This window comes from Pseudomonas sp. GW821-FHT09C10 (assembly GCF_059418085.1).
The window spans coordinates 593,124-616,653 of sequence record NZ_JBWKPE010000001.1; the positions used below are offsets into that span (position 1 = coordinate 593,124).

The following is a 23,530-nucleotide window of genomic DNA, read 5'->3' on the forward strand; positions in this document are numbered from 1 at the left end:
GTGAGTGACCGGGCCTCCCTGGCTATTCACCCCCCATGCACCCACCGCTGATGCAACCCGCGTGCAAGCGCATCCAGGGCAAACCCCAGCAGCCCGATCAGCAACACCATCGCCATCAGTTCCGAATAGGCCAGGCGATCACGGGTATCCAGGATGTAATAGCCGAGTCCCGCGCTGACTCCGAGCATTTCGCATGGCACCAGCACGATCCACAGGATCCCGATGGCCAGCCGCACGCCGGTCAGTACGTGGCCCACCACGCCGGGGATGATCACCCGGCGCAAGGTTTCCCAGCGCGTGGCGCTCAGGCTGTTGCTCAACTGCAGCCAGCGCGGGTCGAGCTGGCGCACGCCGGCGGCGGTGTTGAGCATGATCGGCCACACCGCGGCAAACGCCAGCAGGAAGTAGATCGGCTGGTCCCCTACCCCCATCAGCATCACCACGATAGGCATCCAGGACAGCGGTGAGATCATCCGCAGAAACTGGAAGGCCGGCGTGGTCGCCGCCTCCAGGTTGCGCGAACTGCCCACCAGCAGCCCCAACGGCACCCCCACCAGCAAGGCCAGGAACAGCCCGACGAAAATGCGCTTGAGGCTCACGACGATATGCAGATACAGCTCACCGCGCCCCAGCAATTCCCACAGGCTGCTGAAGGTGGCGGCCAGCGAAAATCGCGCCGCCAGGCCGCCGCCATCGCCCCACACCTTCACCCCCAGCCACCACAGCAACAACAGGCCGGCCAGGCCACTCAGCCCGAGCAGCCAGCCCGGGACTCTGCGGTTGTTCAAACGCCAATCTCCTCGGTCCGCTCAAAGCCCTCGGGCAAGCCGAAGGTGCCCATGCCGCCCACCGCTTCGATGGCATTGCGCACGAAGCGGTCATCCACCAGATCCTTGGCGACAAAGGCCGGGTCCAGGTCGGCGAGGAATTTCTTGTCCCCCTCGATCAGCGTGTCCTTCAAGCGTCGCACCAATTCCTCGGTGTAGCTGGGGAATGGATAGGGCTGGAAGTCAATGCGGTGCTCGTCCCAGTCGGCGTGCCGGATCGCGCCGTCGGCCAGGTAAGCCGCGCGGTCGGCAGCGGCTGGCGCCAGGACTTTGCTCAACACCGGCTCGGCATGTGGCGTGTAGCGGTTCGGGCCGTCCTTGGACAGCAGTTTCACCGCCTCTGCGCGATTATCACGGGTCCACACCTGGGCCTTGACGATCGCATTCACGACTTTCTGCGACCACTCCGGGCGATTGTTCAGGTCGTGTTCGTGCATGAACACCACGCAGCACGCGTGATTGCGCCACACATCGCCGGTAAACCGCTGCACACGCCCGACCTTGAGATTCTCCGCCAGGGCGTTGAACGGCTCAGCGACGATATAACCGTCGATGCGCTGGCTGGCCAGGGCCGGCGGCATGTCCGAAGGCGGCAGCACGATCAGGTTGACTTCGTTGGCGCCAATCGCACTGCCGGCGGCACGCGCCACCGGGGTCAGGCCGTTGTCACGGAACAGTTGCTGCACCACCACGTTATGGATCGAATACCAGAACGGGATCGCCACCGACTTGCCGCCCAGTTGCTTCACCTCGGTAATGCCCGGTGCCACGGTGAGCCCCGAACCGCCCACATGGTTCCACGCCACCACCTTGGCCGGCACCTGGCTGCCATAGCGTGCCCACACGGTCATCGGCGACAGCAGGTGGATCACGTTGACCTGCCCGGAGATAAACGCCTCGATCACCTGCGCCCAACTGCGCAGCAACACCGGACGCTCGGCCTTGATGCCTTCGGCTTCGAACAGGCCGTTGTTATGCGCCACCAGCAAGGGCGTTGCGTCGGTGATCGGCAGGTAGCCGATGCGCACCGGCGCATCCGGTTCGCTGGCGGCGCGGGCCTGCAGGCTGCTCAGCAGCGGCAAGGCGCCGGCGGCACTGAGTACCGCGGAAAGTTTGAGAAAGTCACGGCGCGAGTGGGTCAGGTCATCCAGGCACATGGCTGGGCTCCAGCAGGTCAAGGGGTTGGGGTTGAGGGCGGCTCGCCTGCCGTAGGGTTTTGAGAATCTCGATGCGCAGCGCGCCGATGGCTTCCACCTGTTCTTCCCGTGGTTGCGGCAGGTCGATGCGCCATTCGCCCAGCGTCCGCGCCGGGCGGTTGCCCAGCAGCAGGATGCGGTCGGACAACAGCAGTGCTTCGTCGATGTCATGGGTGATCAACACCGCCGCCGAATCCTGCTCACGGTTGACCTTGAGCAATAGGTGCTGCATATCGGCACGGGTCACTTCATCCAGCGCACCGAAGGGCTCATCCAGCAACAGCACCTGGGGCTGGCGTGCCAGGCAACGGGCCAACGCGGTGCGCTGGGCCATGCCGCCGGACAGTTGCGCCGGAAATTGCTGGCGGGCGTGCTCCAGGCCAACCGCCGCGATGGCGTGGTCGACGCGCCGGCGGCGCTCATCAGCACCCAGGTGCGGCTGGCGGGCGAAATCCAGGCCGAACGCGACGTTCTTTTCCAGGCTCAACCAGGGCAGCAGGCTGGGATCCTGGAACGCCACGGCGACACGTGGATGGGGTCCGTTCAACGGCTCGCCCAACACCTGGACCTTGCCATCCTGGGGCGCCTGCAAGCCGGCGAGCACCCGCAACAGGCTGGACTTGCCGACCCCGCTGGGCCCCAGGATCGACACCACTTCACCGCGCTGCAATTGCAGGTCGAAGCCTTGCAGCACCGGGCCGCCGGCGTACCCCAGGCCAATGCCCCGGGCACTCAATACCACCGGGCTCACAGGTTGGCCTGGCGTTGCAACTCAGTGCGCAATTGCACCAGGCTGGGCGTGACGATCGGCACAAACGCCGACTCCCGCCAGCGCCGCGCAAACCCACTGCCATGGGCCGTGAGGTAAGCCTTGCCGCCGCTGGCCTGCAGTTCCAGCTGCACCGCGCTGGCGGCGGTTTCTGCCAGGCCGATGCGCAACTTGAACAACGCCACCGGCTCGGCGGCGAAGCGCCCGGCGAGCAGGCCATTCTGCAGCTCGGTCACCAGGTGATCCAAGGTCCCGCGCAACCCTTCGAGTTCTTCGCGCAGCACCGTGCGGGCCGCGCCCAGGTGATGGGCGACTTCCGCCAGCGAGCGCCGGGCCAGGCCGATCGACATACCGCATTGCAAGCCCAGGAACGCCGGGCGCACGGCCGGCAGGAACTTGCGTGCATCTTCGTGCAGCAACCAGTCGCGACTCAGCTCGACACCTTCGAGGCCCAGGGCGGCGGTGTTGCTCGATTGCAGGCCGAGCAGCTCCAGGTCGCCGGAACGTTGCAGGCCCGCCACCGAATCCGGAATCGCCAGGATAAACGGCGCGCCACCACCGGCCTGCTCGATCGCCGCCGCCGCGACAAAGCCGTTCTTGCGCAGGTTGGTCACCCAGTGCAGGCGACCGTTGAGGGTCCAGCCGTGCTCATTCGGCTCGGCGCTGATCTGCAGCGTCTCGATGCCCGACAGGAACTTCATTGCATTCGACAAACCGGTGGCCCCCGCCAGCCTGCCACTGAGCAGGTCCGGCAGCAGTTGCTCGCGCAGCCGCTCATTCGGGCTCTGCAGCAGATACTCGATAAACGAGCGCTGGCCCCAGCACACAAACGCCGCCGCCAACGAATGGCTGGCGACATTGGCAATGGCCTCGACGGCGCCTGCCACATCGCCGCCCAGGCCGCCGAAGGCTTTTGGCACACCGATACGCAGTATGTTGGCCTCTGCCAGCCGTGGCAGCACTTCCTGGGGATCGCAACTGCCCACATCCAGGGCCTGCGCTTGAACATCGAGCCAACGGCTCAAGATCGGGTCAAGCATTCATGTTTCTCCTTGTCAAAGCAGCAGGGCCACCCGCCCTTCAGCTGGCCGGTTTTTCCCAACGGTATTGCGCCAGCTCCGGGTTCAGCGGGGTACGGGCAAACACGTTAGCGAAGTTGCACAGGGTTGCCAGGCTCACCCCCAAAATAACTTCCAGGGCCTGGCCTTCGGTGTAACCGGCGGCGCGGAACGCGTCAAATCCGGCGTCGCTGACATCGCCACGGGTGGCAATGACTTCCCGGGTAAAGGCAGCGAGTGTCTCATAACGGGCATTGGGCAATTCGCCGCGCTGGCGCAGGGCGTCGATGACGTCTTCCGGCAGCTTGGCCTTGTTGCGCGCCACGGCGGTGTGGCCGGCGACGCAGAAATCGCAGCCGTGGGTAGTGGCGGCAATCAACTGCACCACTTCGCGATCGGCCAGGCTCAGCTCGGCCTTGGCGTTCAGGCCCGAGACGGTGATGTAGGTTTCCAGCGCCGCCGGGGAATTGGCCAACACGGCCAGCAGATTGGGGATGAAGCCCGAGGTTTTCAGCGCGTTTTCCAGCAACGGCTTGGCGGCGGGTGGCGCGGTTTGCGGGGTGAGCAGCGGTACACGGGACATGGAGCGGTCTCCTGAGGGTTCGTGTATCCAGTCTGTTGGTTATAAGAAATCCTCTCAATAGGCTAAAGTAGCGATTACTTGCTCTTGAGTCTTTCCATTAGATGAATTCTTCCAGTGCACTTGTCGATTGGTTATTAGACAGCCTCGAACTCAACACCAGCCTGTTCCATGTCGGGCGTTATTGCGGCGATTGGCATGCCAGCACCCACGGCCTGGCGCGCGCCAGTTTCCACCTGATCGTGCAGGGCGAGTGCTGGCTGCATATCGCCGGCGAACCCACCGCCTTAGCGTTGAACAACGGCGACGCGGTGTTCCTGCTCCGTGACCTGGAATATCGGTTGTCCGGGGCAGCCACGGCGGCCGGCGCGCAGGAATGTCCGCGACGCCCGATGCTGCCCCTGGACAGCGGCGCCAGCGACGGCGTGGGGCTGGTGTGCGGGTTCTTTCACTTCCAGTCGGGCTTGTCGGCGATGATCGTCGATACCCTGCCCGCGTGGATCGTCCTGCGGGCCGGCGACCCCTCGCTGACGGCGGCCCGCAACTTGTTCGAGCTGATCCTGCACGAGTGCCAGCGCGACCCGGCGCCTTCCGCGGCGTTGCTCGAGCGCCTGTGCCACCTGTTGTTTCTGTATGTATTGCGCCAGCAAGTGCTGGATAACCACGCACTCGGTGGCCTCGCCGCACTGGGGCGCCAGCCGGCGTTCGCGAACCTGCTGGAACAATTGATTGCTCGCCCGGCAGACGCCTGGACCCTGGAAAGCATGGCGGCCTGCACCGGCTTGTCGCGCTCGGCGTTTTTCAAGCGCTTCACTGAGTTGTGCGGGCAGTCGCCCGGCCAGGTGCTGATGATGATGCGCATGCGCCACGCCTGCCAATTGTTCAAGCAGGACCAGACTGTCGCGGATGTCGCAGTGGCGGTGGGTTATCAGTCCGTGGCGGCGTTTACCCGCGCCTTCCACAAAGTGACCGGGCAGCAACCCGGCGCTTATCGCAAGGCCCAGGCCTAGCGTTGCAAACCTGTGCCCGGCTGGCCGCACAGTTCGACCAGCCAGTCCACAAACACCCTGACCCGCTGTGACAACTGGCGATGGGGCGGATACAGCGCCGTCAGCGCCATTTTCGGCACCGGCAACTGCGCCAGCACGGGCACCAGGCGGCCCTCGGTCAGTTGCCGCATCGCATGATAGTGCGGCGCCTGAATCAGGCCGTAGCCGGCTTCGCACGCGGCGAAATAACCATCGGAACTGTTGACCGCCACACGCTTGGGCAACTGGATCGGGTGCACGGCGTTGTCGACCAGGAACTCCAGGCCGAACCGCTTGCCGCTGGCCGTGGAGACATACTCGACCATCTGGTGATTGGCCAGGTCGTCGAGGCCCGCCGGTATGCCCATGCGTTCCAGATACCCAGGGCTCGCCAGGGTCAACTGGTCCATCATTGCCAAAGGCCTGGCCACCAGCGACTCATCCAGCGCCGCACCGCCGCGCAGCACGCAATCCACACCTTCGCGGATCAGGTCCACCGGGCGGTCGTTCAGGCCGATGTCCAATTCGATCTGCGGATAGCGCGCGGTGAACGCCGGCAACGCGGGAATCACAATCAAACGCCCGATCCCCGAGGGCATATCCACGCTCAGGGTGCCGCGTGGGTTCTGGCGGCGAGTGGAGAACACCGCCTCGGTTTCCTCCAGGTCGGTGAGCAGCTGTACGCAGCGCTGGTAATACGCCGCGCCGTCCAGGGTCGGGCTGACCTGGCGCGTGGTGCGCTGCAGCAACTGCACGCCCAGGTGCGCTTCCAGTTGCTTGATCAGGATGGTCACCGACGCGCGCGGCAGTTGCAGGCTGTCGGCGGCCTTGGCAAATCCGCCCAACTCGACAATCCGGGTAAACACCCGCATGGCGTTAAAACGATCCAAAGGCCGGCTCCAGGAGGATTATTTAGAAATTACCAATAGTGATAGTGCTTTTAGCCGGTTTATTCCGGTTTTGTCGAGGGTAACAATGGCGTCCTACCTCATCAGGAGCTGCACCCATGCACACTCGTCAACTCGGTAAGAACGGTCCCCACGTCAGTGCCATCGGCCTCGGCTGCATGGGCATGAGTGACTTCTACACGTCGGGCAGCGACACCCGGGAGGCCATCGCCACCCTGCACCGTGCCGTGGAATTGGGCGTCACCTTGCTCGACACCGCCGACATGTACGGCCCCCATACCAATGAAGAATTGATTGGCAAAGCCATTGCCGGCAAACGCGACCGGGTGTTCCTGGCCAGTAAGTTCGGCTTTGTGCGTGACCCATCGAACCCGGAGGTGCGCGGCGTGAATGGCCGGCCCGACTATATTCGTCAGGCCATCGACGGCACCTTGAAGCGCCTCGGCGTGGAGACCCTCGACCTGTATTACCAGCACCGTATCGACCCCGAGGTGGCCGTCGAAGAAAGCGTCGGCGCCATGGCCGAGCTGGTCGCCCAAGGCAAGGTGCGTTACCTGGGGCTGAGCGAAGTCAGCGCCGCCACCTTGGAGCGTGCGCACAAGGTGCATCCGATCAGCGCCCTGCAAAGCGAATACTCCCTGTGGAGCCGTGACCAGGAAGACAACGGCTGCCTGGCAGCCTGCGCACGCCTGGGTGTCGCGTTCGTACCTTACAGCCCGCTGGGGCGTGGCTTTCTCACCGGAGCCCTGAAAAGCCCGGATGATTTCGCCGAAGACGATTACCGCCGCTCCAGCCCGCGCTTCCAGGGCGAGAACTTTGCACACAACCTGCGACTGGTAGAGCGGGTCCAGGCCCTCGCCGCCGAAAAAGGCGTAACCGCCGGGCAACTGGCATTGGCCTGGGTACTGGCACAGGGTGATTACCTGATCCCCATTCCGGGCACCAAGCAGCGCAAGTATCTGGAAGAAAACGTAGCCGCCCTGGACATCACATTGAGCCCGGCCGAGCTGGCGGCACTGGCATCTGTGTTCCCGGCGGGCGCTGCGGCGGGGCCACGCTACCCCGAGGCGTCCATGGGGCTGGTGCACCAATAACGCTCAACCCGGGCGCAGCCGTCGAGGCCGCGCCCAGGAAATATTCTGCACCATGACCGGCTACGGCAGCGGGAACGTTTCGGCGCGTGCGTCCACGTAATGGAAAGGCCTGATAGGCAATCAGGATTATCTGACAACCCTCGTGAAGGACTCACTTATGCTCTCTGCGCTCACCTCCCAAACCGTTCCTACGGCTCGGTCCGCCGTTGCTACGGCTCACGACAAGCCTGAACCTTCGCCCTATGACCCGCCCACCGACCTGACGCCAGGCCTCTACAATGAACGTTCCCACACCCTGCATATCGACGGCGATATCAAGTTCGGCCGGTTAATCGTATGGAATACATCAGACCCCGAAAACCCGAAGATCGAGTTGAATCTGCTGACGGTGGAAACCGGTGACGGCGCGGATTGCGTACACGTGCGCAACTGGCCGGGCAACCGGCTGCAGGTGTGTATCAACGGCAAGTCATATGGTTTCGACAATCACGTCAAACAAGGCCCGCCACAGGGCCTTTGGATCGAGACCAAAGGCGGCAATGACACGGTGATCATCGACGATGACGTCAAGCTGCGGGTGGACATTGAAGGCGGCGATGGCCATGACTACATCCAGGCCGGAGGCGGCAGGAGCAGATTGTACGGCGGCAATGGTAACGATGTGCTGCGACTGGGCAGCGGCCTGGGCCTTGCAGCCGGCAACGACGGTGACGACACGATCATCGGCGGAAGCGGCAATGCCGTGATGTACGGTAATAACGGCAAGGATCGTCTCTATGCCGGATATGGTCCCTCGACCAAGCAGAGCTACCTGGATGGGGGTGATGGCAATGACCACCTCTACGCCGGCAGCGGGCACACCGTTGCCCATGGCGGCAACGGCAATGATGATCTTATCGGGCATGACCGCACGACCTTCTACACCGGCAAAGGCCGCGACCGTATCTGGAATAACCGGCGCAAGGATCTGATTTACGCCAATGCCCATGACCGGTTCGACCGCAGCAAAGGCTCGACTTTCACCGAGGTCAAACCCAGCAACGCCGGCAAGCAAGCGTTTACCGTGGCCGAAGGAACGCTGGGATTCAACCAGCAAGTGAGCGATGACCTCGAGTTTCTACGCAGTTCGCCGCTTGGCCAGCAAGCCCTGGCGAAAATGGACGAACTGGCGGAGATCAATGGCGCAAAGGTCGAGATCAGGCAGGTGACCTTAGGTTACACCAGCTACGATTTTGGCAGCGCTGAGTCGGATAGCCAGACGTCCGAGGAAGAGGAAAACATCGATGAGACACAATATGGCACCCTCAAGGACGGCGTTCCCGGCGCCCGCGCCAGGCATGCCTCGATCGCCTATGACCCCTACGCAGTCCTTGAGAGTACTGACCGCACCAACACCCTGGTGCCCGTCACCACCCTGTTCCATGAAAACGGCCATGCGTTCAATGGCGCCAACGGCACATTCCTCGGCGGTGAAGACAAAGAGCAGTTGCAATCCGGAGCGTGGGTGCCGGTTCGAAATGACGAACGCCAGGTCATTGGCATTCCCAGCAACGCAACACCCGCAGACCTCGACAACGACCCGTCTACGCCGCCGAGCACGGTCAATCCGCGACCTTTCATGGAGAACGCCTTGAACCAGGAGATGGGTAAACCGCTAAGAAAAACACACAAATTCGAGCACAGTGATCAGGGCGACGGCATCTGATGAGCCGGGCGTAGCGAGCCGGCGGCCGGCCTCGCTACGTGCCCGCCCAATAAACTTTGCACCATGGTACCTAAAGACGTGCCAACCCCCGCCGATACCCCTACGAAGCTCCAAAAAAGCCGCGTCGATAATAAACGCTTCGTAAGGACGACCCCATGCCCCCACTGCGTTCCATCCAAGCCCGCTATACCCTGTTCCTGGTGCTGTTCGTCCTGGTGTTGTTCGTGTTGACGGTCGTCGGCATCGGCCAACTGGTCGCGCCCACGCTGCGCCATACCGAGGAACAGGTGGTGCTCAACCGCATCAGTGAGGTGGCCGAGCAGATCCAGGGCGAACTCAACAAGGTTCAGTCCCAGCAACGCACCATCACCCAGACCATTCCCCTGCTCGACAGCGATGCCATCGACAAGGTCCTGCCGGGCCTGGTCGATCAATATGGTGAGCTGAAGGTCTTCGGCGGCGGTATCTGGCCGCTGCCCAACCAGCGCACGCCGGGGCGCAACAAGCACAGCACCTTCTGGCACCGCGATGCCTCGGGCAAGCTGGCAGTGAACACCTTCTGGAACAGCGACCCCGCCCCCAACTATTACGACCAGAGCTGGTACAAGGGCGGCCTCGCGTCGCCACGTGGCCAATGTGCCTGGGCCGCGGCCTACAAGGACGACGCCAGCCAGGAGCCGCGTACCAACTGCGCCATGGCGATCCAGCGTGACGGCGCGGCGTATGGCGTGGCCACCATCGACGTGACCCTGGGCTTCTTCAACGAACTGGTAGCCAGCAAGGAAAAGGACATCGGCGGGCAGATGCTGATCGTCGAAGGCGACGGCAAGATCATCAGCAACAGCACGCGCCTGAGCAGCCCGGTGGTGTTGAAGAACATCAGTGAATTGACCGGCACCTCGGCCTTTGCCGCCCAGGTCAGCAAGGCCCTGGCCCATCGCGACCAGGCCTTGCAGCGCAACGAGTTCGACAACCAGGGCGTGGCCAGCACCTTCTACATGCGTCCCATCGAAGGCACGCCGTGGTTCCTCGCCACCGCCCTGCCCACCTCGCTGATCACGGCCCAACGCGATGACGTACTCGGCAGCCTGGCCCTGTTGCAGATCCCCATGGTGTTGCTGCTGGTGCTGCTGGCGGTGTATGCGATTCGCCAATTGGTGCAGCGCATGAAAATCCTGAAGGCCAACATCGATGCACTGTCCACCGGCGATGCCGATCTGACGCGGCGCATCACCATCCGCGCCGAAGACGAACTGGGTGCCATCGGCCATTCGGTGAATCGCTTTATCGTCTACCTGCAAGACATGATCGGCGAAGTAACCCAGGCCACCGGCGCCATGTCATCGGGCCTTGAGCAATTGCAGCAAACCTCGGCGCACACCAACAGCATCCTGGTGCGCCACGCCTCGGAGACCGACCAGACCGTTACCGCCATCACCGAGATGAGCTCCACCGCCGATACGGTGGCGCAGAACGCGGCGCAAACCGCTTCGTTCACCCAGCGCGCCAACGAACACGCCGACCGCTCCCGCGTGGTGGTGGGTGAAGCGTCCACCAGCGTCAGTGCACTGATCGGCGAAGTCGCCAGCGCCACCCACACCGTCGAGAACATGCGCCAGGACGCCGCGCGCATCACCGAAACCCTCGGCGTGATCGGCGCAATTGCCGGCCAGACCAACCTGCTGGCCCTCAACGCCGCGATTGAAGCCGCGCGGGCCGGCGAGCAGGGTCGTGGTTTTGCGGTGGTGGCCGACGAAGTCCGCGCCCTGGCGGCGCGTACCCAGGCCAGCACTTCGCAGATCAATGAAATGCTTGCGCGCCTGACCACCGGTGTCAGTTCTTCGGTGGCGGCCATGGAGAACACCCAGGCCAGCTGCCAGTCGGCGGCGGATGCCACGGCACGGGTGAATACCGGCCTCGACGAGATGGCCGGTTCGGTCAGCCATATCAACGACCTCAGCACCCAGATCGCCACCGCTGCCGAGCAGCAAAGCGCGGTGACCGAGGAGATCAACCGCAGCATGGTGCATATCCGACATATGGTCGAAGAGCTGGTGCAGAGCGGCCATGCCACGCAAACCAATACACAAAGCCTGCTGGACGCCAATGGCCGGGTGATTGCGTTGATGGGCCGGTTCAAGGTGCGCTGATAAATGGCTGAAACACTCCCGTGCAATGTGCGGGAGTGGGACTATTCTGACAGTTCACAGCCACACAGGAGGTGTGCCATGCGCGCTGTCGAGCAGTCGGTCCGCTTGGATCGGATCAGTCAGGAACGTTTTATCCAGGCCCCTATCAATGCCGTCTACGACTATGTGACCCAACCGGATCGCTGGCACGAATGGCACCCTACCTCCCTCGGTGCCGACACCGGCACCAGCGGCCCCCTCCCAGCCGGCGCGCGCTTTACCGAAATGATCGACTTGCTCGGAGTACGCGTGCCCATGAGCTACCGCGTGCAGATCGCCCGGCGTCCCGACGAGTTCAAGACGGTGTTCACCTCACTGGCCGTCGACGGCTCGATCCACTACTTTTTGCAACCCTTTCGCGACGGCACCCTGTTCAAGCGCGTGCTGACCTATGAAACAGAATTGCAGCTGGCCAGCCTCCATGAACGCATGATCGAGCTGTCGGCGATTGCACTGGACCGGCTCAAGCAACGGATGGAAAACTCGCTCTCCGTATAATTTTGAAACATTAACCCGACGCCCCACGGATAAAAGCAGGGAGAATGCCCGGCTTACTGCCCGGTATTGGACGAGACCTCCATGAAAATCCCATTGCGATTGGCCCTGCTTTCAGTGCTGTTCACCACCACCCTGGCCCATGCCGCCGACCTGATCCCCATCGATGTGCACCGCGACGCCAACTGTGGCTGCTGCAAAAAGTGGATCAGCCACCTGGAAAGCAACGGCTTCAAGGTCAATGACCATGTCGAAGCCGACATGAGTGCGCTCAAGCAGCGGCTGGGCGTGGCCCCGCGCCTGGGCTCGTGCCATACCGCCGTGATCGACGGCAAGTTCGTCGAAGGCCATGTGCCTGCCGAGCAGGTACTGGCCTTGCGCAAGCGCGACGACCTGCTGGGTATCGCCGCCCCCGGCATGCCCATGGGTTCGCCCGGCATGGAAATGGACGGCCATGCCGAGGCCTTTCAAGTCATCGGCCTGACCCGCGATGGCCAGGATGTGGTGGTGGCGGACTACCCGGCGCGCTGATCGGTGCCGATGGGTTACCTGGGGCTGTTTCTCGCCGCATTCGGCGCGGCGACGTTACTGCCCCTGCAGTCGGAGGCGGTGCTGGTCGGCCTGTTGATCAGCGGGCATTACAGCCTGTGGCTGCTGCTGGGTATCGCCACCCTGGGCAACGTCCTCGGCTCGCTGGTCAATTGGTGGCTGGGGCGCTGGGTGGAGCACTTCAAGCAGCGTCGCTGGTTTCCGGTCAGCGACAAGCAGCTGGAAAAGGCCCGCCATCATTACCAGCGCTGGGGGCATTGGACGCTGCTGCTCAGTTGGGTGCCGGTCATTGGCGACCCGCTGACGTTGGTGGCCGGGGTGATGCGTGAGCCGTTGTGGCGGTTCCTGCTGCTGGTGACCCTGGCCAAGGGCCTGCGTTACGCGGTGCTCGCCGCCGTGACCTTGCAGTGGGTGTTAATCCCCCGTTAATCCCGCGCAAACAGCATCCGAGCATTCTGTCCGGAGCCCCGCCCATGCCTCTATCCCGTGCCTTTTGCCTCGCCGGCCTGCTGACGGCCGGCGCCGCCCCGGCGTTCGCCGCCAGTTATGGCCCTGAGCTGCAAGGTTTCCAATACCCTTATCCCCTCGAACATTTCCAATTCCAATCCCAAGGCAAATCCCTGCAAATGGGCTACATGGATGTGCCGGCCAAGGGGCAACCCAACGGTCGCAGCGTAGTGCTGATGCATGGCAAGAACTTTTGCGGCGCCACCTGGGAAAGCACGATCAAGGCCTTGAGCGACGCCGGTTACCGGGTGATTGCACCGGACCAGATCGGCTTCTGCAGTTCCAGCAAGCCCGACCACTACCAGTACAGCTTCCAGCAGTTGGCCCTCAACACCCACCAACTGCTGGAAAAACTAGGCATTCAGAAGGCCACGCTGCTCGGCCATTCCACCGGCGGCATGCTCGCCACCCGTTACGCGCTGATGTACCCCGAGCAGACCGAACAGCTCGGGCTGGTCAATCCCATCGGCCTGGAAGACTGGAAAGCTCTGGGCGTGCCCACGCTCAGCGTCGACCAATGGTATGCGCGGGAGCAAAAAGTCAGTGCCGAGGGGATTCGCAAGTACCAGCTCAATACCTATTACATAGGGCGCTGGAAGCCTGAGTACGAGCGTTGGGTAGACATGTATGCGGGCCTGAGCAATGGCCCCGGGCACACGCTGGTCGCATGGAACTCGGCATTGATTTACGACATGATCTTCACCCAGCCGGTGTACTACGAGTTCAAGCATCTGCAAATGCCTACCCTGTTGCTGATCGGGACCGCCGACACCACCGCCATTGGCAAAGACATTGCGCCGCCGGCGGTCAAGGCCAGGATCGGCAACTACGCGGTATTGGGCAAGCAAGCGGCCAAGCTGATTCCCCACGCAACGTTGGTGGAATTCCCAGGCCTGGGCCATGCGCCGCAGATGGAAGAGCCCGCGAAGTTTCACCAGGCACTGTTGCAGGGGTTGAACGCCCTTTAATCCAACTTTTTCGAGGCACTCGTGAATGTCGGTACAGATCGCAGTCATTGATGATTGGCAGCATGTAGCCAGTAGCGTGGTGGATTGGTCAGCGCTGGAGGCCGTGGGGCGGGTGCACTTCCTGCACGATTACCCGGCAGACACCGCCACGATGATTGAGCGCTTGAAGGGGTTCGCGGTCATTTGCGTCATGCGTGAACGCTCGACCTTCGACAAAGCCCTGTTGCAGGGTTTGCCCAACCTCAAGCTGCTGGTAACCGGCGGCATGCGCAATGCCGCCATCGACCTTGCCGCCGCCAAGGCCCTGGGTATCCAGGTGTGCGGCACCGACAGCTACAAGCAGGCGGCGCCGGAACTGACCTGGGCGCTGATCATGGCCTCCACCCGAAACCTGTTGGCCGAAGCCAATTCCCTGCGCGCGGGTGGTTGGCAGGTCGGCCTGGGCGGCGACCTGCATGGCAAGACCCTGGGCATACTCGGCCTTGGCAGCATTGGCCAGAAGGTCGCGCAGTTCGCCCAGGTGTTTGGCATGCGGGTGATTGCCTGGAGTGAAAACCTCACGCCGCAACGCGCAGCCGACGCCGGAGTGACGTGGGTCAGCAAGCGCGAACTGTTTGAGCAGGCCGACATTCTCAGCGTTCATTTGGTGCTCAGCGACCGCAGCCGCGGCCTGGTCGACGCCGAGGCCTTGGGCTGGATGAAACCGACGGCACGCCTCGTGAACACGGCACGCGGGCCAATCGTGGATGAGCAGGCGCTGGTGCAGGCATTGACCACTGGTCGTCTGGCGGGCGCGGCACTGGATGTGTACGCCGAAGAGCCGCTGCCGGTGGATCACCCGTTTCGACACTTGCCCAACGTACTTGCCACGCCCCATGTGGGGTACGTGAGTGAGCAGAACTACCGGCAGTTCTATGAGCAGATGATCGAAGATATCCAGGCCTGGGCCGAGGGGGCACCCATTCGGGTGCTGGGCTGACGCACCAATAAGGTGCAGCCCGCACTAAGGGTGTGAGCTTAATCTTCGTGGTGAGCAGGCTTGCCCTGCGCTGGGGCGCGAAGCGGCCCTGAAAACCGGCAACGGGGTGGCAGGCCGCCAAATTTTTTGGGAGCGCTTCGCACTCCAGCGCAGGGCAAGCCTGCTCACTACAACCTATCGCCTTCGTCAATCGCATATGGTTACAAGTTTTTTGTCCTACAAAATTCCCGCACAAACCCTACAGGCTCTGGAATCTGTCCTAGACTGATGACCGATGGGTCCCTTCCAAAACAAAAACCCCGCAAAAAATCTAAACTTTCGAACTCTGCCGTAGGTCCAGTTTTAAGGTAAGGCGAGTGCACGCGGTTCACACCCGATGCCCGTCCATCCACTCTATTTAAGCCGACCGTGCAACTGGCATAAGCCTTGCCAGCTTGTATAGCGCTTGTGCGCCTGGCCGCAGGATGCGGCCTTCGGAGCTAGTGGCAGCGGGCCATTAGCCAACCAACATTGGGAGAGAACTATGATCAGTGCCGCTGTAGATACTCAGGGAGAGCGTTTTAGTAAGGCGGTAGAGGGGCCGACGTCATTGGCCGACCTGCCCAACACTGTGCGGCCGATCGTGAGTAATAATCCCAATCGCAAGAAGGTATTGTTCGTCACCTCCGAGTTCGCCGACCTGGTGAAAACCGGTGGCCTGGGCGATGTGTCCGCGGCCCTGCCCCGCGCCATGGCCCATTTGCACGATGTGCGCGTCCTCATCCCCGGTTACCCGCAGGTGATGGAAAGCGACAACCCGATCCATATCATCGGTGAGCTGGGTGGCCACGCCGCGCTGCCGCCGTGCAAAATCGGGCGCATGGACCTCAAGGACGGCCTGGTCATCTATGTGCTGATCTGCCCCGAGCTCTACGAGCGCGAAGGCACGCCCTACGGCGCCAACAACGGCCGCGACTGGCCGGACAACCATATTCGCTTCGCCCGCCTGGGCCTGGCCGCTGCCGACATGGCCGCCAACCTCGCCCAGATCCACTGGTGCCCGGACCTGGTGCATGCCCATGACTGGCCCGCCGGCCTGGCACCCGCCTATATGCACTGGCGTGGGTCACGCACGCCGACCTTGTTCACCATCCATAACCTCGCCTATCAAGGCGTGGTCAGCCTGGCCTCGACGCCGGAGTTGGGTATCCCACCCCACGCGTTGCAGCAGGAAGGCATGGAGTTCTACGGCAAGATGTCGTTCCTCAAGGCCGGCATGGCGTACTCCAGCCATATCACCACGGTGAGCGCGACCTACGCCCAGGAAATCACCACCCCGGAATTCGGCTGCGGCCTCGACGGCTTCCTTGCCGCCAAGACCCAGCAGGGCCTGCTCAGTGGCATCCCCAACGGCATCGATGAAAGCTGGGAAACCTCCACCGACACGCACCTGACCCACAACTTCAATATCGGTGACTGGGAAGGCAAGGCCATCAACGCCGACCACGTGCGCGAGCTGTTCGGCCTGCATGACTCCACCGGCCCACTGTTCGCGGTGGTCTCGCGCCTGGTCTACCAGAAAGGCCTGGACCTCACCGAAGCGGTGGCGAGCTTTATCGTCGAGAACGGCGGGCAGATCGCCATTATCGGGCGCGGCGAGCCGGAAGAAGAACAGGCCATGCGTGAACTGGCGCTGCGCTTCCCGGGCCAGGTCGGTGTGCGCATCGGCTTCAACGAGACCGACGCGCGGCGCATGTTCGCCGGCAGTGACTTCCTGCTGATGCCATCGCGCTACGAGCCCTGCGGCCTGAGCCAGATGTATGCCCAGCGCTTCGGCTCGCTGCCTGTGGCTCGCAACACCGGCGGGCTGGCGGACACCATCGAGAATGGCGTCACCGGCTTCCTGTTCAATGAATCCACCGTAGAAAGCTACGAAGAAGCCCTGAGCCGCGCGTTCCGGGTCTTCGCCAATAAAGGCCTGCTCAACGCCATGCGCAGCCGTGCCATGACTCAACCCTTCAACTGGTGCCAGGCGGTGGAACCCTACGCCGAGCTGTATGAACAACTGGTGGCCAAGGCCTTGGGGAAATCGACTAAATAATCAAGGGAGGTCTTCATAGATGCCGTTACGGACTTTGGAAACCTGGCCCCACGGCGCAATCATGCTGGACGCGCAACACACGCGTTTTGCCTTGTGGGCGCCAGACGCGTTTTATGTCAGCGTTGAATTGGAAAACGGTAAATCCATCGCCATGCTGCCCCAGGCAGATGGCTGGTTCGAGACTGAAGTGAAGTGCCCGGCGGGCACGCGCTACCGCTATAACATCGATGGGGAAATGGATGTTCCCGACCCCGCGTCCCGGGCCCAGGCCTCGGACGTGCATGGCTGGAGCCTGGTGGTCGACCCGCTCGCCTACACCTGGCGTCACGCCAACTGGCAAGGCCGCCCCTGGCACGAAGCGGTGATCTACGAAGTGCACGTCGGCGCGATGGGCGGTTACGCCGAAGTCGAAAAGCACCTGCCACGCCTGGCCGAGCTGGGCGTCACCGCGATTGAATTGATGCCACTGGCGCAATTTCCCGGTGAGCGCAATTGGGGTTACGACGGTGTACTGCCCTACGCACCGCACTCCTCCTACGGCTCGCCCGAGCAACTCAAGCACCTCGTCGACAGCGCCCACGAGCACGGCCTCGCCGTTATTCTCGACGTGGTCTACAACCACTTCGGCCCCGACGGCAATTACCTCGGCCAATACGCCAAAGGCTTCTTCCAGGAAGATGTGCACACCCCATGGGGTGCCGGGATCGACTTCGAGCGCCGCGAAGTGCGGAATTTCTTCCTCGATAACGCGCTGATGTGGCTGCTCGAATACCGCTTCGACGGCCTGCGCCTGGACGCCGTACACGCCATCGACAACCCCGGCTTCCTCCAGGAACTCGCGCAACGGGTACGCCGGCAGGTGGATACCGGTCGGCAGGTGTGGCTGGTGCTGGAAAACGAGCTGAACCAGGCCAGCCTGCTCAAGCAGGATTTCGACGCGCAATGGAATGATGACTTCCATAACGTGCTGCACGTGTTGCTGACCGGCGAGACCGATGCCTATTACAGCGACTTTGCCCAGGATCCCACCACCAAACTCGCCCGGTGCCTGGGCGAAGGGTTTATCTACCAGGGCCACACCACTCGCCATGGCCACGAGCGCGGCGAACCGAGCGCTGACTTGCCGCCCACGGCCTTCGTCGCGTTCCTGCAAAACCATGACCAGATCGGCAACCGCGCCCTGGGCGAACGCCTGCACCAGCTCTGCTCGCCCCAGGCGCTCAAGGCTGCAACCGCCCTGCTGCTGTTGTCGCCGATGATTCCGCTGATGTTCATGGGGGATGAGGCGAACGCGAGCGAGCCGTTCCTGTTTTTTACCGACCACCACGGTGAACTGGCTGAAGCGGTACGCGAAGGCCGACGCAATGAATTTGCCGACTTCGCCGCGTTCCATGACCCCGAGCGCCGTGAACGCATCCCCGATCCCAACGCACTGTCGACATTCGCGCAATCGGCCCCGGTGATCGCCGACACCCCACACGCCGAGCTCTACCGCCAACTGCTGGGCCTGCGCCATCGCCATATCGTGCCGCACCTGCCTGGTACGGTGGCATTGGGCGCACAGGAGCTGGCCTACGCCGCCGTCAGTGCGCGCTGGCGCCTGGGCAACGGCAGCCTGTTGCAGATCGACCTGAACCTGAGCGCCACGCCGCTGGATCACCCGGCCACCGCGCCGGTCCTGTTTGAAACGCCGGCCCTGCAAGGTGCGCAACTGCCGCCCTTCAGCGCCCGCGTCACCTTATCCCCTGTTGGAGAGCACCCTTGAGCGAAGCGAACCTGGAAATCCTCGCCAGCCGCGCGGGCCTGGCCGTCGATTGGATCGACGCAAACGGCCGCCCGCAACGAGTGACACCCGACGCCCTGCGCGCGGTTCTCAAAGGCCTGGGCCACCCGGCCGACAGCGATGCCGACATCAACGCCAGCCTGCTTGAATTGGAGCGGGTGCAACAAGACAAACACCTGCCGCCCCTGATGACCGTCGACAGCGGTGAAGGCCTCGACCTGGCGCGCTACTTCGAACCCGACACCCTGTGCCGGGTCAACCTCGAAGACGGCGAAAGCCTGGAACTGCGCCTCGACGGCGATGCCGTGCTGCCCGGTGTTATCGCCTTGGGCTACCACCAGGTGCAGATCGACAACCAGAGCTTTACCCTGGCGGTCGCGCCCACCCATTGCTACAGCGTGGCCGAAGCGGTGGACAACCGCCCCGCCCGCGCCTGGGGCCTGAGCGCCCAGCTGTATTCACTGCGCCGCTTGGGCGATGGCGGTTTCGGCGACACCCTGGCCCTGGAACACCTGGTCCGTTCCGCCGCCGAACGCGGCGCCGATGCCCTGGCGATCAGCCCGATGCACGCGATGTTCAGTGCCGATACCGAGCGCTACAGCCCGTACTCGCCGTCCAGCCGCCTGTTCCTCAACAGCCTGTACGCCTCGCCTGCCTGCATTCTCGGTGAACGTGAGGTGCGCAATGCGATTGAAGCCCTTGGCCTGGAAGAAGAGCTGCACGCGCTGGAACAGCACAGCCTGATCGACTGGCCGGCCGCTGCGCGGGCCAAACAACGGCTGTTGCGCGTTCTGTATGAAGACTTCCGTCACGGCCATCACCCGCAGCATGCCGACTTCCTGAGCTTTCGCCAGGCCGGTGGCGAGGCGCTGGAAAACCATTGTCGCTTCGAAGCCGTGCAGGCAGTGCGCGCCGCTGCAGGCGAGGACCTTGACTGGCGCCACTGGCCCCAGGAGTGGCGCTCGCCGCAAAGCCCTGCGCTGGTTGCGTTCGCCGAAGAGCACCACGCCGAGATCGGCTTCTACGCCTTTGGCCAATGGCTGATCGCCCGTTGCCTGGAGCGCGCCCAACAAGCCGCCAAAGGCAGCGGCATGGGCGTCGGCTTGATCGCCGACCTGGCCGTCGGCGCCGACGGCGGTGGCAGCCAGGCCTGGAGCCGCCAGGATGAGCTGCTGGCCGACCTGACCGTGGGCGCGCCACCCGACATCCTGAACCGTGCCGGTCAGGGTTGGGGCATTTCCGCGTTTTCCCCCGAAGGTCTCAAGCGCAATGGTTTTCGCGCGTTTATCGAGATGCTGCGGGCCAACTTCGCCCACGCCGGCGGCTTGCGCATCGACCATGTAATGGGCCTGCAACGCCTGTGGGTGATCCCCATGGACGCCTCGCCGCGTGAGGGCGCTTACCTGTATTACCCGGTGGACGACCTGTTGCGCCTGCTGGCCCTGGAATCCCACCGTCACCAGGCCATCGTGCTCGGTGAAGACCTCGGCACGGTGCCCGATGGGCTGCGCGAAAAACTCATTGCACGTTCGATCCTCGGCATGCGCGTGCTGTTGTTCGAACAGGGCCACGATGGCCAGTTCAAGCCGATCCTCGACTGGCCGGACAACGCCCTGGCCACCACCAGCACCCACGACTTGCCGACCCTCAACGGTTGGTGGCACAGCCGTGATATCGACTGGAACGTCCAGTTGGGCCTGATCGATGCGCCCACCGTGGAGCAATGGAGCGAGCACCGCCTGCGTGAACGCCAGGCGCTGCGCCAGGCCTTGAGCCAGGACCCGCAGAACTTCGTCGATGAGATCCGCAATGAAACCGACCACATGATCGACGCCAGCGTGCGCTACCTCGGCCACACCCGAGCACCGCTGGTGCTGTTGCCGCTGGAAGACGCTCTGGGCCTGGAAGAACAGGCCAACCTGCCCGGCACCACCGACACCCATCCCAATTGGCGCCGCCGTCTGCCGGGCGAGGCCTCCAGCCTGCTCGACAACGCCGGTGCCGCGCGCCGCCTTGAACTGCTGGCCGTCGCGCGTAACCAAGCCTATGAGCGTGACCGATGAAAGCCCTGCCCCTGCGCGCTACACAGCGCCTGCAATTCCACAAAGGTTTTACCCTGGACGATGCGGTGCCACTGGTGCCGTACTTCGCCCAGCTCGGCATCAGCCATCTCTATGCCTCGCCCTTGCTGAGTGCGCGTGCCGGTTCCATGCACGGCTACGATGTGGTCGACCCCACCAGCGTCAATCCCGAGCTGGGTGGCGAGGCCGCCTTGCGCCGGTTGGTCGCGGCCCTGCGCGAGCACGATATGGGGCTGATCCTCGATATCGTCTCCAACCATATGGCCGTGGGCGGCGCCGACAACCCTTGGTGGCTGGACCTGTTGGAATGGGGCCGGCTGAGCCCCTACAGCGAATTCTTCGATATCCAGTGGCACTCCCCCGACCCGCTGCTCAAGGGCCAACTGCTCATGCCCTTCCTCGGCAGCGACTACGGCGAAGCCTTGCAGAGCGGCACGCTGACGCTGCATTTCGATGCCGCCCACGGCGGGTTTCATGTTGAGCATTACGAACATCGCTTCCCGATCTGCCCACGGGATTACGCGGCGATCCTCGGCACCGACGAGCTGCTCAAACCCCTGGCCGACCGCTTCAGCGCCCTGGCCTATCAGGATGACGCCTACGCCGAAGCCGCCTGGCTCAAGCAGGCCTTGGCCGAGCGTGCCACCGAAGTCCTCGAGCTTATCGAACGCCGGCTGACCGAGTTCGACGGACGCACGCCCGAGGGCTTCAAGCGCCTGCACCAGTTGCTCGAGCAACAGGCCTACCGCCTGGCCAGCTGGCGCACGGCGGCGGACGATATCAACTGGCGGCGCTTCTTCGACGTCAACGAACTGGGCGGGCTGCGCGTGGAGCGCACGGCGGTGTTCGAAGCCACCCACGGCAAGATCTTCGAACTGATCAGCCAAGGCCTGGTGGATGGCCTGCGCATCGACCACATCGACGGCCTGGCCGACCCGCGCGGTTACTGCCGCAAGCTGCGTCGTCGGGTGGATTCGCTGTCGCCCGAGCGGCACTTGCCGATCTTCGTCGAAAAAATCCTCGGCGAGGGGGAAACCCTTCGCGAAGACTGGCAAGTGGACGGCACCACCGGCTACGAATTCATGAACCAGTTGTCGTTGCTACAACACCATCCCGAGGGGTTTGCGCCGCTGGCCGAGTTGTGGACACGCCACAGCGAACGGCCCTCGGCGTTTATCGAAGAGGCGCGGCTGGCCCGCCAGCAAATCCTCAACGGCTCCCTGGGCGGCGACTTTGAAAGCGTGGCCCAGGCCCTGTTGCAAGTGGCCCGCGACGACGTGATGACCCGCGACCTGACCCTCGGCGCGATCCGTCGCGCATTGCAGGAACTGATCGTGCACTTCCCGGTGTACCGCACCTATATCAGTGCCCGTGGTCGCAGCGCAGATGACGACAAGGTGTTCCAGCAGGCCATGGACGGCGCCCGCACGACCCTTGGCGAGGGCGACTGGCCGGTGCTCGAGCATCTGGAAAATTGGCTCGGCGGCCAACCCTGGCGCAATCGCCCGGTGGGCCGCGAACGCAAGATGCTCAAGCATGCCTGTGTGCGCTTCCAGCAACTGACCTCGCCGGCAGCGGCCAAGGCCGTGGAAGACACCGCGTTCTACCGCTCGGCCGTGCTGCTGTCGCGCAATGATGTGGGCTTCAGTACCGAGCAGTTCAGCGCGCCGTTGGCCGAGTTTCATGCCATCAACCAACAGCGCTTGCAGGCCTTCCCCGACAACCTGCTGGCCACCGCCACCCATGACCATAAGCGCGGCGAAGATACCCGCGCGCGCCTGGCCGTGCTCAGCGAGTGTGCGCCGTGGTACGTCGAGCAGGTGGAGCATTGGCGTACCCTGGCGGCGCCGTTGCGCGACGACGCGACCACACCGTCGGCCGGCGATGAACTGATCCTGTACCAGGTGTTGCTGGGCAGTTGGCCGCTGGACCAGGCCGAGGACTTCGAGGGCTATCACCAGCGCCTGTGGCAGTGGCAACAAAAAGCCCTGCGCGAAGCCAAGTTGCAGAGCAGTTGGAGCGCGCCCAATGAGGCCTATGAACAGGGGGTCGAGGCTTTTCTCACCCGTCTGCTGCTCACGGAGGAAGGTCGGCCCCTGCGCAGTGCGATCAATAATGCGGCCCAGGCCATCGCCCCCGCCGGCGCACTGAATGGGCTGGCGCAAACCTTGCTTCGCCTTACCGTACCGGGTGTGCCGGACCTGTACCAGGGCGATGAGTTCTGGGACTTCAGCCTGGTGGACCCGGACAACCGTCGCCCGGTGGATTTCACCGCGCGTCAACAGGCACTCAATACCCCGCCGGACATCGGCGAACTGTTGTTCAACTGGCGTGATGGGCGTATCAAGCAAACCTTGATTGCCCAGGTACTGGCCTTGCGCAAGGCCCATCCGCAGGTGTTCCGCAGCGGCCGCTATACAGCGCTGGAAGTGGTCGGCCAACACGCCGAGCGGGTGGTCGCATTCTGCCGCGAACACCAGGGCAAACGCGTGCTGGTGGTGGTGCCACGCTGGTCCCATGAGCTGCTTGAAAACGGTGTGCGTCCCCAGATCAATGCGCGGGTTTGGGGCGATACACGGGTGAAATTACCGTTCGCCGCACCAACGCAAAACTGGAGGGGACTTTTTCATACAGGCGCAGTCACACCAGACAAGGAGCTGTTGATCAGCACTGCCCTGGGGGATTTCCCGGTCAATGTCTTTATCAATCCTGATGATCAAGAAAGCTGAAAATT

19 protein-coding genes are annotated in these 23,530 nt (G+C 63.2%); 13 read left to right on the forward strand and 6 right to left on the reverse strand.

Annotated features, from left to right (window positions below):
- Window positions 1-26 precede the first annotated feature (26 nt).
- From AC07OT_RS02780 to AC07OT_RS02800, 5 genes are read right to left on the reverse strand one after another with little or no spacing between them, the layout of a single operon-like run.
- Window positions 27-788, reverse strand: a complete 762-nt coding sequence (locus AC07OT_RS02780; protein WP_495107391.1) for an ABC transporter permease — start codon at window positions 786-788, stop codon at window positions 27-29.
- Window positions 785-1,984, reverse strand: a complete 1,200-nt coding sequence (locus AC07OT_RS02785) for an ABC transporter substrate-binding protein (protein ID WP_065941680.1) — start codon at window positions 1,982-1,984, stop codon at window positions 785-787. The genes AC07OT_RS02780 and AC07OT_RS02785 overlap by 4 nt, the downstream gene beginning before the upstream one ends.
- Entirely contained in the window at window positions 1,971-2,774 is an 804-nt protein-coding gene (locus AC07OT_RS02790; RefSeq protein WP_495107392.1) for an ABC transporter ATP-binding protein, read from the reverse strand. Before AC07OT_RS02790 ends, AC07OT_RS02785 begins: the two co-directional genes overlap by 14 nt.
- Complete coding sequence (locus AC07OT_RS02795; RefSeq protein WP_495107393.1) at window positions 2,771-3,832, reverse strand: acyl-CoA dehydrogenase family protein; 1,062 nt, start codon at window positions 3,830-3,832, stop codon at window positions 2,771-2,773. Before AC07OT_RS02795 ends, AC07OT_RS02790 begins: the two co-directional genes overlap by 4 nt.
- Window positions 3,833-3,872: 40 nt before the next feature.
- On the reverse strand, window positions 3,873-4,433 hold the full coding sequence (locus AC07OT_RS02800; RefSeq protein WP_495107394.1) for a carboxymuconolactone decarboxylase family protein: 561 nt from the start codon (window positions 4,431-4,433) through the stop codon (window positions 3,873-3,875).
- 101 nt (window positions 4,434-4,534) lie between these two features.
- Between AC07OT_RS02800 and AC07OT_RS02805 the strand changes: the two genes are divergently transcribed.
- Window positions 4,535-5,440 carry an AraC family transcriptional regulator gene (locus AC07OT_RS02805; RefSeq protein ID WP_495107395.1) on the forward strand — a complete coding sequence of 302 codons (906 nt, stop codon included), beginning with the start codon at window positions 4,535-4,537 and terminating at the stop codon, window positions 5,438-5,440.
- Here the strand turns inward: AC07OT_RS02805 and AC07OT_RS02810 are convergent.
- Window positions 5,437-6,348, reverse strand: coding sequence for a LysR family transcriptional regulator (locus AC07OT_RS02810; RefSeq protein ID WP_495107396.1), 912 nt, complete (start codon window positions 6,346-6,348; stop codon window positions 5,437-5,439). The genes AC07OT_RS02805 and AC07OT_RS02810 overlap by 4 nt on opposite strands.
- Window positions 6,349-6,464: 116 nt before the next feature.
- On the opposite strand from AC07OT_RS02810, the gene AC07OT_RS02815 reads away from it, so the two are divergent.
- From AC07OT_RS02815 to AC07OT_RS02870, 12 genes are all read left to right on the forward strand, one after another.
- Window positions 6,465-7,460, forward strand: coding sequence for an aldo/keto reductase (locus AC07OT_RS02815; RefSeq protein WP_495107397.1), 996 nt, complete (start codon window positions 6,465-6,467; stop codon window positions 7,458-7,460).
- Window positions 7,461-7,617: 157 nt separating this feature from the next.
- The gene (locus AC07OT_RS02820) at window positions 7,618-9,165 is read left to right on the forward strand and encodes a M91 family zinc metallopeptidase (protein WP_495107398.1); all 1,548 of its coding nucleotides are present in this window, start codon (window positions 7,618-7,620) and stop codon (window positions 9,163-9,165) included.
- Window positions 9,166-9,320: 155 nt separating this feature from the next.
- A complete protein-coding gene (locus AC07OT_RS02825) occupies window positions 9,321-11,315 on the forward strand; it encodes a methyl-accepting chemotaxis protein (protein ID WP_092484838.1) in 1,995 nt (664 codons plus the stop codon).
- Between the two features lie 78 nt (window positions 11,316-11,393).
- On the forward strand, window positions 11,394-11,852 hold the full coding sequence (locus AC07OT_RS02830; protein WP_495107399.1) for an SRPBCC family protein: 459 nt from the start codon (window positions 11,394-11,396) through the stop codon (window positions 11,850-11,852).
- 81 nt (window positions 11,853-11,933) lie between these two features.
- Window positions 11,934-12,380, forward strand: a complete 447-nt coding sequence (locus AC07OT_RS02835) for a DUF411 domain-containing protein (protein ID WP_495107400.1) — start codon at window positions 11,934-11,936, stop codon at window positions 12,378-12,380.
- Window positions 12,381-12,389: 9 nt separating this feature from the next.
- Window positions 12,390-12,827 carry a YqaA family protein gene (locus tag AC07OT_RS02840; RefSeq protein WP_495107519.1) on the forward strand — a complete coding sequence of 146 codons (438 nt, stop codon included), beginning with the start codon at window positions 12,390-12,392 and terminating at the stop codon, window positions 12,825-12,827.
- A gap of 44 nt (window positions 12,828-12,871) precedes the next feature.
- Window positions 12,872-13,873 carry an alpha/beta fold hydrolase gene (locus AC07OT_RS02845; RefSeq protein WP_495107401.1) on the forward strand — a complete coding sequence of 334 codons (1,002 nt, stop codon included), beginning with the start codon at window positions 12,872-12,874 and terminating at the stop codon, window positions 13,871-13,873.
- Window positions 13,874-13,898: 25 nt separating this feature from the next.
- A complete protein-coding gene (locus AC07OT_RS02850) occupies window positions 13,899-14,852 on the forward strand; it encodes a D-2-hydroxyacid dehydrogenase family protein (protein ID WP_495107402.1) in 954 nt (317 codons plus the stop codon).
- A 523-nt stretch (window positions 14,853-15,375) separates the two neighbouring features.
- Window positions 15,376-16,932, forward strand: coding sequence for a glycogen synthase GlgA (gene glgA / locus AC07OT_RS02855; RefSeq protein ID WP_115487426.1), 1,557 nt, complete (start codon window positions 15,376-15,378; stop codon window positions 16,930-16,932).
- A gap of 19 nt (window positions 16,933-16,951) precedes the next feature.
- Window positions 16,952-18,697: a malto-oligosyltrehalose trehalohydrolase gene (treZ, locus tag AC07OT_RS02860; protein ID WP_495107403.1), complete on the forward strand. Its 1,746-nt coding sequence runs from the start codon at window positions 16,952-16,954 to the stop codon at window positions 18,695-18,697.
- Entirely contained in the window at window positions 18,694-20,778 is a 2,085-nt protein-coding gene (malQ, locus tag AC07OT_RS02865; protein WP_495107404.1) for a 4-alpha-glucanotransferase, read from the forward strand. Before treZ ends, malQ begins: the two co-directional genes overlap by 4 nt.
- Entirely contained in the window at window positions 20,775-23,525 is a 2,751-nt protein-coding gene (locus tag AC07OT_RS02870) for a malto-oligosyltrehalose synthase (RefSeq protein ID WP_495107405.1), read from the forward strand. The genes malQ and AC07OT_RS02870 overlap by 4 nt, the downstream gene beginning before the upstream one ends.
- Window positions 23,526-23,530: the final 5 nt, after the last annotated feature.

Coding starts and splice junctions, on each gene's coding strand:
- AC07OT_RS02840 (WP_495107519.1), top strand. CDS start 12,390: ATGGGTTACCTGGGGCTGTTTCTCGCCGCATTCGGCGCGGCGACGTTA.
- AC07OT_RS02805 (WP_495107395.1), top strand. CDS start 4,535: ATGAATTCTTCCAGTGCACTTGTCGATTGGTTATTAGACAGCCTCGAA.
- AC07OT_RS02830 (WP_495107399.1), top strand. CDS start 11,394: ATGCGCGCTGTCGAGCAGTCGGTCCGCTTGGATCGGATCAGTCAGGAA.
- AC07OT_RS02800 (WP_495107394.1), bottom strand. CDS start 4,433: ATGTCCCGTGTACCGCTGCTCACCCCGCAAACCGCGCCACCCGCCGCC.
- AC07OT_RS02795 (WP_495107393.1), bottom strand. CDS start 3,832: ATGCTTGACCCGATCTTGAGCCGTTGGCTCGATGTTCAAGCGCAGGCC.
- AC07OT_RS02870 (WP_495107405.1), top strand. CDS start 20,775: ATGAAAGCCCTGCCCCTGCGCGCTACACAGCGCCTGCAATTCCACAAA.
- AC07OT_RS02845 (WP_495107401.1), top strand. CDS start 12,872: ATGCCTCTATCCCGTGCCTTTTGCCTCGCCGGCCTGCTGACGGCCGGC.
- AC07OT_RS02825 (WP_092484838.1), top strand. CDS start 9,321: ATGCCCCCACTGCGTTCCATCCAAGCCCGCTATACCCTGTTCCTGGTG.
- treZ (WP_495107403.1), top strand. CDS start 16,952: ATGCCGTTACGGACTTTGGAAACCTGGCCCCACGGCGCAATCATGCTG.
- AC07OT_RS02785 (WP_065941680.1), bottom strand. CDS start 1,984: ATGTGCCTGGATGACCTGACCCACTCGCGCCGTGACTTTCTCAAACTT.
- AC07OT_RS02815 (WP_495107397.1), top strand. CDS start 6,465: ATGCACACTCGTCAACTCGGTAAGAACGGTCCCCACGTCAGTGCCATC.
- AC07OT_RS02835 (WP_495107400.1), top strand. CDS start 11,934: ATGAAAATCCCATTGCGATTGGCCCTGCTTTCAGTGCTGTTCACCACC.
- AC07OT_RS02820 (WP_495107398.1), top strand. CDS start 7,618: ATGCTCTCTGCGCTCACCTCCCAAACCGTTCCTACGGCTCGGTCCGCC.
- AC07OT_RS02850 (WP_495107402.1), top strand. CDS start 13,899: ATGTCGGTACAGATCGCAGTCATTGATGATTGGCAGCATGTAGCCAGT.
- glgA (WP_115487426.1), top strand. CDS start 15,376: ATGATCAGTGCCGCTGTAGATACTCAGGGAGAGCGTTTTAGTAAGGCG.